This window comes from Cellulomonas persica, assembly GCF_007989825.1.
Lineage (GTDB): Bacteria > Actinomycetota > Actinomycetes > Actinomycetales > Cellulomonadaceae > Cellulomonas > Cellulomonas persica.
Genome location: NZ_BJUA01000042.1, coordinates 1 through 914, shown reverse-complemented (window position 1 = coordinate 914; position 914 = coordinate 1). Strand labels below are relative to the sequence as shown.

1 protein-coding gene is annotated in these 914 nt (G+C 68.8%); it reads left to right on the top strand.

What is annotated here, in order from left to right:
• On the top strand, nt 1-914 hold a 914-nt coding region (locus CPE01_RS16245), incomplete at both ends, for an RHS repeat-associated core domain-containing protein (protein ID WP_146807847.1).

Genomic DNA, 914 nt, shown 5'->3' with positions numbered 1-914 from the left:
CTCCCGGACAGACAGTGCTTCCGGTACGACGGGCTGCGTCGCCTGACCGAGGCGTTCACGGTCAAGGACTCGAGCTGCCCGACGTCCGCGGTCGGCCAGAACCTGCTGGGCGGTGCCTCGCCGTACTGGACGAACTACACCTACGACGACCTGGGCAACCGCACCTCGCAGACACAGCACGCGACGACCTCGAGCGGTGCCGATCGAACCAGCACGTACACCTACGGCGCGGGCGCCGCCGGCCCGCATGCTCTGACAAGCGCGGAGGTCAAGTCTGGGAACGCCGCGGTGGTCAGGGAGTCGTACTCCTACGACAAGGCCGGTCGCCAGAGCAAGCGGCAGCTCGCCGGGGCACCGCAGCAGACCCTGACGTGGGACAGCGAGGGTGAGCTGCAGACGGTCACCGCGGGCTCGAGCGCCGCGTCGTTCGTGTACGACGGGAACGGCGACCGGCTTACCCGCACGGACTCCAGCGGCACGACGGTCTACCTGCCTGGTGGGCAGGAGATCCTGGTGACGGCCGCCGACGGCGTGAAGTCGGCGACCCGGTACTACGGCTTTGACGGCCAGACCGTCGCTGTGCGCGACAAGAACGGTCTTGGCGGGGTCACCTCGCTGGTGGGCGACCCCCACGGCACGACGCTGGCCGCGATCCCGAACACGAAGTGGGCGGCGAACGACGTCGTCAAGCAGTACACCGACCCGTTCGGTGCGGCGCGTGGCGCGGCGGCGAGCATCCCGGGTGACCGTCAGTTCCTCGACAAGACCCGTGACACCGCCACCGGTCTGACGATGGTCGGGGCCCGGTACTACGACGAGGCCAACGGACGGTTCATCTCCGTCGACCCGGTCCTGGACCTGGCCGACCCGCAACAGTGGAACGCCTACGCCTACGCCAACAACAACCCCACCAC